Origin of the sequence: Anaerorudis cellulosivorans (genome assembly GCF_025943985.1) — a bacterium.
GTDB lineage: Bacteria > Bacteroidota > Bacteroidia > Bacteroidales > Dysgonomonadaceae > Anaerorudis > Anaerorudis cellulosivorans.
In genome coordinates this window covers 82,429-88,783 of record NZ_JAPCWE010000014.1, presented here as the reverse complement: position 1 = coordinate 88,783, position 6,355 = coordinate 82,429, and the positions used below count along the sequence as shown (strand labels likewise).

The 6,355-nt window shown below is 42.7% G+C and carries 6 protein-coding genes; all 6 read left to right on the top strand.

Features of this window, described 5'->3' with window-relative positions; translation table 11 throughout:
* Positions 1-286 precede the first annotated feature (286 nt).
* The 6 genes from OLM34_RS09015 to rsxC all read left to right on the top strand — a co-directional run bounded on the left by OLM34_RS09015 (position 287) and on the right by rsxC (position 6,348).
* A complete protein-coding gene (locus OLM34_RS09015; protein WP_264406764.1) occupies positions 287-1,018 on the top strand; it encodes a sugar phosphate isomerase/epimerase family protein in 732 nt (243 codons plus the stop codon).
* A 2-nt stretch (positions 1,019-1,020) separates the two neighbouring features.
* Positions 1,021-2,370, top strand: coding sequence for a Gfo/Idh/MocA family protein (locus OLM34_RS09010; protein WP_264406762.1), 1,350 nt, complete (start codon positions 1,021-1,023; stop codon positions 2,368-2,370).
* A gap of 199 nt (positions 2,371-2,569) precedes the next feature.
* Positions 2,570-3,601: a TerC/Alx family metal homeostasis membrane protein gene (locus OLM34_RS09005; RefSeq protein ID WP_264406760.1), complete on the top strand. Its 1,032-nt coding sequence runs from the start codon at positions 2,570-2,572 to the stop codon at positions 3,599-3,601.
* A gap of 89 nt (positions 3,602-3,690) precedes the next feature.
* The gene (locus tag OLM34_RS09000) at positions 3,691-4,122 is read left to right on the top strand and encodes a SoxR reducing system RseC family protein (protein ID WP_264406759.1); all 432 of its coding nucleotides are present in this window, start codon (positions 3,691-3,693) and stop codon (positions 4,120-4,122) included.
* Entirely contained in the window at positions 4,119-4,988 is an 870-nt protein-coding gene (locus tag OLM34_RS08995) for a Fe-S cluster domain-containing protein (protein ID WP_264406757.1), read from the top strand. The genes OLM34_RS09000 and OLM34_RS08995 overlap by 4 nt, the downstream gene beginning before the upstream one ends.
* 28 nt (positions 4,989-5,016) lie before the next feature.
* Positions 5,017-6,348, top strand: a complete 1,332-nt coding sequence (rsxC, locus tag OLM34_RS08990) for an electron transport complex subunit RsxC (protein ID WP_264406756.1) — start codon at positions 5,017-5,019, stop codon at positions 6,346-6,348.
* The last annotated feature ends 7 nt before the right edge of the window (positions 6,349-6,355 follow it).

Genomic DNA, 6,355 nt, shown 5'->3' with positions numbered 1-6,355 from the left:
CATTAAAAAATGGATATGTTTTGAAAATAATGTAAACTCTCTAATAAATAATTTTTTAAACAACTCTCGTCTGAAATATCTCAATTTTTCGTACTTTTGAAAAATGGGGTTATCAGAGGAGACTCATAAGCTTAAATATACCACTATGACACCTCATTTCTCATCGATCATCACATTTACCATGATTATTTATCTTGCAATAAGCTTACCTTCATCAATTTATGCGAGCAATAAATTTTCATTGCCGCAACTAGGGATATGTACACAGTATTCAAATGGCGAGTCCATGAAAAAATATGGATATACGTATATCGAAGAAAGTGTGGGCAGGTTTCTTGTACCTGACAAAAATGAAGAAGAATTTGAAAATATGCTGAAAAATGCAGCCGGGTTTCCTCTCCCGATAAAAGCCTGCAATAGTTTTATCCCGAAAGAATTAAAAAGCGTAGGGTTCGAAGCCGTTCCTGATGAAATACTGGAATATGCCGAAACAGCCTTTCGACGCGCACAAAAAGCAGGCATCGAGATCATTGTTTTCGGAAGTGGAGGTTCAAGAAGCATCCCCGAGGGATTTTCACGCGAAAAAGCTCGGCAACAATTCATAGAGCTTGGCAAAAAAATAGCTTCAACAGCTGCCAAATACAATGTGACAGTCGTATTGGAACCGCTCAATTCAAACGAATGTAATTTTATTAATTCGGTAAGTGAGGGAGGTGAAATTGTTGAGGAAATTAACCATCCCAACTTCAGACTTCTCGCCGATATTTATCATATGAAAGTCGAAGGCGAGTCTCCTGAAAGTATTATGAAATATGGTCATTTGATAAAACACATACATATTGCCGAAAAACAGGATAGAGCTGTGCCGGGTACCTACAACGAAGATTTTCGTCCTTATTTTAATGCCCTGAAAAAAATAAATTATCAAGGAAGAATATCCATTGAAGCACAATGGACAGATTTTAATGCACAAATACCCCTTGCAATTAAAACAATCACAGATCAATACAATAATTAATCATGGAAACGAGAAGAAACTTCATTAAAAAAACCGCATTGGGAGCAGCCGGATTAACCCTGGGAAAATTGAACATTTCGGCAAAAAGTTACGCCAACATTATGGGATCAAACGACAGGATAAGGGTGGGAGTCCTCGGCTTTTCAGACCGTTTCAGGAGTTCGCTGGGCAAAGCCTTCCTGAAATATGCCGACGAGATGAATTTCGAGCTTTACACCATCTGCGATATCTGGAGCCGGCGTCGCGACGAAGGTGTGGCATGGTATAAGAGCCGGACGGGAAAGACGATAAAGACAGCCCGCAACACCGACGAATTGTGGGAGCAAAGGCCCGATGCAGTCATTATCAGTACGGCCGACTTCCAACATGCACTGCATCTGGCCGAAGCCGTAAGAGCAGGATGCCATGTTTACTGCGAAAAACCGTTTGCCGAAACGATGGACGATGCAAACGAAGCCCTGAAAGCAGCCAAAGAGACAAACCGGGTTATCCAGATAGGTTCGCAACGCCGCAGCGGAGCAAACTATCATGCCGCCAGGGAGTACATTCAATCGGGCAAATTCGGCAAGATTGTAGCCGTTGAGATGACGTGGAACGTAAACCAACCCGGCAGATGGAGAAGACCGGCTCTGGTGGCCGAGATAAAAGAATCGGACACCGACTGGAAACGCTATTTGATGAATCGTCCTTATGAACCGTGGGATCCACGCAAATACCTCGAATACCGGCTGTTTTGGCCCTATTCCTCCGGAATACCCGGCCAATGGATGTCGCACCAGATCGACACGGTTCACTGGTTTTCAGGTCTGCAATACCCACGTTCGGCAGTGGCAAATGGCGGCATTTATATGTGGAATGACGGACGGAGAAATTGCGACACGCTGACGGCGGTTTTCGATTACGGATCTTTCGATAATCCCGATGAAGGGTTCCAGGTGATTTATTCCTCCCGTCAGACCAACTCTTCAGGAGGAGTAAAAGAATGGTATTTCTCTAACGGAGGAAAATTGGATCTCGATACAAACATCATCACGGGTGAAGGCGGTTTGACGGAAGATGATGCACGGGTTATGGGGATGAAGCCGTTTATACTCGACACCTTCAATTTACCCCAAATAAAAGCAGAATCGGGAGCCGATACCGGTTCCGATCCCCTCACCAACGCCCACATGCAAAACTGGATGGAATGCGTGAGAAACAACAACACAAAAACCAATGCACCGATTGAAGCGGGATACAGCCATTCCATTGCAACCATCATGGTTACGGCGGCATTACATACCGGACAACGTGCCACATTCGACAAAGAAAAAAAACAGGTGATCGCCGGCGGAAAAGTATTCAAATATTAAATAATACTTCTCATTCTACACACATAGCTAAAGACAAAAAAGGGGAGCACTCCCCTTTTTCCATTTAATAAAATTTAATTACACCGTAACGCAAATCAAGACTAAATTATCGTTACCTTTGGCCGATTTTTTCCTAACAAAACGCTGACAATATCAGCCACGTTTAACATAGCACACAGATTTAAAAAAGATTTTTGATATGGATATAATGACGTTGTATTGGCTTGTATTTATTGCCATTTTTTGTATTGTTTATTCCATAGACTTATACGTAACCGAACATCGCAAAGAAACGATCAGCATAAAATCGTCATTAGGTTGGACAGCCATTTGGATTTCAGTAGCGATGCTTTTCGGAATCTCACTTTATTTCTTCTTTCCTCAAAATCCGGACAGCCCGATAAAAACAGGACCACTCATGATGGTAAAATTCATTTCGGGTTATTTTACCGAATACTCTTTATCGGTCGATAACCTGTTTGTTTTCATCATGATTTTCTCTATGATGGGAATTAACGAGAAAAACCAACCCAAACTACTGAAAATGGGGATTATGATCTCGGTAGTGCTTCGAATTTTATTTATACTCGTTGGCATGGAACTCGTACAACACTTCCATTGGATTATTTATATTTTCGGTTTTATTTTGATATGGACAGCTTATAAAATGGCGGCATCGAAAGGCAATGACAATATCGATCCGCAATCCAATATTCTGTACAAAGGAGCATCAAAAATATTCCCTGTCGATCCGGATGTACATTCTCCATATTTCTTTACCAAAATAGATGGAAAAACCCATATCACCAACCTGTTTCTTGCGCTTTTGGTGATAGGTTCCACCGATATTTTATTTGCAGTTGACTCTATTCCTGCAATCATCGGCGTAATAAAAGAAGGGTCAACCAATATCCTTACGCCAAGCGAAGAAAATTTCCTAGCCATTTCTTCCAATGTTTTTGCCGTAATGGGATTGATTTCATTATTTTTTGCACTGAAAGGGATTATGGGTATGTTCCGCTTTCTGAAGACAGGTGTAAGCTTTATTCTTTTCTTTATTGGTGCAAAAATGCTACTTGGGGCCATTCCCACCGTTGAACATTTCTTTGTAAATCATTCATGGATCTCATTGGCAGTAATCATTGGGACGCTACTGCTTTCCATTGTATTATCGGTTCTGATTAAGAATGAAAAAGCAACTCCCGAAATAGAACAGAAGGATTCCCATTAAACTTTAATTTAAAAAAATCCTTTCCCCTAAATCAAAAATAATCCTTACCTTTGCCCGAAAATCAAAAAGCTTTTAAAAGCCGTTCATTCATGATCGAACATGAAGGCATCATTGAGCATATAGACGGAAACCACATCAAGGTACGCATCCTGCAGCAATCGGCATGCAGTGCTTGCCACGCCAAAAGATATTGTACCGCAGCAGACTCAAGTGAAAAAACCGTTGACGTCGTCGACTACTCCGGCCAATTCAAGGTAAACGACCGGGTAACGATAGAGGGCAAAACATCATTAGGTTATAAAGCCGTTTGGTGGGCATATGGCATACCTCTTATTCTGATCGTTTCGATGGTAATTCTCTCAACTTATATGTGGCATCTCAACGAAATACAAGGGGCTCTTTTGTCAGTTTCCATCCTTGCTCCTTATTATATTGTGCTATATTTTCTAAGAAACAAAATGACTAAAATATTTACTTTTACAATTAAAAAAAGCGATTCTTCAAATCTATTCTTATTATGAATGCAATTCTGATAGCTGTTGCTTTATTAGGTATTATTGGTGCGGCAAGTGCAACAATTCTGTATCTTACCGGACAAAAATTTAAAGTAATTGAGGATCCCCTCATCGAACAAATACAAGAAATTTTGCCCGGAGCCAATTGCGGCGGATGCGGATTTCCCGGTTGCAGGGGATTTGCTTCGGCGGTTGTGAAATCATATACGATGGACGACTTGTTTTGTCCTGTAGGAGGTCAGGAAACCATGGATAAAATCGCCACCATTTTAGGAAAGACGGCACCAGCCACATCAAAAAAAATTGCCGTTGTCCGATGCGACGGCACCTGCGAGCATCGTCCTCAAACCAGTATATATGATGGAGCACCCCGGTGCGCCATAGAAGCGGCTCTCTACGGGGGTGAGACAGATTGCTTTTTTGGCTGTCTTGGCTTGGGCGATTGTGTGGATGCATGCTTGTTTGACGCCATTCATATCAACCCTCAAACACTTCTCCCCGAAGTTGATGAAGACAAATGTACTGCTTGTGGCGCCTGTGTGAAAGCATGTCCGAAAGATATCATCGAACTACGTAAGCAGGGACCAAAATCACGTCGTATTTTTGTTTCCTGCGTAAACAAAGACAAAGGCCCCATTGCCCGAAAAGCGTGCGAAGTTGCCTGTATCGGTTGCAGCAAATGCTTACAGGTATGTGCGTTTGACGCCATTACCATTGAAAACAACCTGGCTTACATCGACGACGATAAATGTCGGCTGTGCCGCAAATGCGTTCCTGTTTGCCCTACCAACTCCATATGGGAACTCAATTTCCCGCCACGAAAAGAAAAGGCGTCCGAGTCATCCAAAGAAGAAATAAAGAAAACAGTATAAAAGCAACATCAGGAAAATCAAGCTATTTATGTTAAAAACATTTCGTATTGGCGGAATACATCCCAAAGCTAACAAACTTTCTGCAGGAAAAACAATACAATCTATCGAGATTCCTGACGAAGTAAGTATTCCGCTGGCACAACATATCGGCGCTCCAAGTCAGCCTGTTGTAAAAAAAGGAGATAAAGTGAAAGTCGGAACGCTGATCGGTAAAAGCGTGGGGTTTGTCTCAGCCAACATCCATTCATCGGTTTCGGGAACCGTCAAAAAAATCGACAAAGTAGTGGATGTCAGCGGTTACCGACGCGATGCTGTAATCATCAGTGTCGAAGGCGATGAATGGGAAGATTCCATAGACCGATCTGAAACGCTAATCAACGAATGCGCCTTGTCGCAAAAAGAAATCATCGACAAGATTGCGGCCTCAGGCATTGTGGGAATGGGAGGAGCAACGTTTCCAACTCACGTAAAACTGATGCCTCCTCCGGGTACAAAAGCCGAAGTGCTCATTATCAACGGCGTTGAATGTGAGCCCTATCTCACTTCCGACCATCAACTCATGATGGAAAAAACCGAAGAAATATTGATAGGCACAACCCTTTTGATGAAAGCACTCAACGTTTCTAAAGCCATTATCGGGATCGAAAACAATAAAAAAGATGTGATTGCCAAATTTTCACAACTCGCTTCATCTTATCCCGGCATACGCATACAACCGCTGGAAGAACGCTATCCGCAAGGGGGCGAAAAACAACTGATCGATGCCTTAATAGGGCGTCAGGTGCCGAGCGGTGCACTCCCCATTGCAGTAGGAGCTGTTGTCCAAAACGTCGGAACCACGTTTGCCGTATATGAAGCCGTGCAAAAAAACAAACCTCTCATCGAGCGAATAGTTACCGTTACAGGAGAAGAAGTCCATAATCCGTGCAATATCCGTTCACGCATAGGAGTTCCTTTTCAAGCTCTGATTGATTTTGCCGGAGGTTTGCCTCAAAACACCGGAAAAATAGTCAGTGGCGGTCCCATGATGGGAAAAGCCGTAGCATATACCGATATCCCTGTAACCAAAGGCACATCAGGAATACTGATCATTTCTTCTTCTAAAGCAAAACGCAAAACACCGAAGGATTGCATCCGCTGCGCCAAATGTGTTCAGGTTTGCCCGATGGGGCTGAACCCCACTCTTCTGATGAATCTCTCGGAATATGCCGTATGGGATCGGGCAGAAAAAAACCATATTACCGATTGCATCGAATGCGGTTCATGCAGCTACACTTGTCCGGCCGATCGACCACTGCTCGATTATATCCGACTGGGAAAAGGAAAAGTAATGGCTCTAATGAAAGCAAGAAAAAACTAAAGAGATT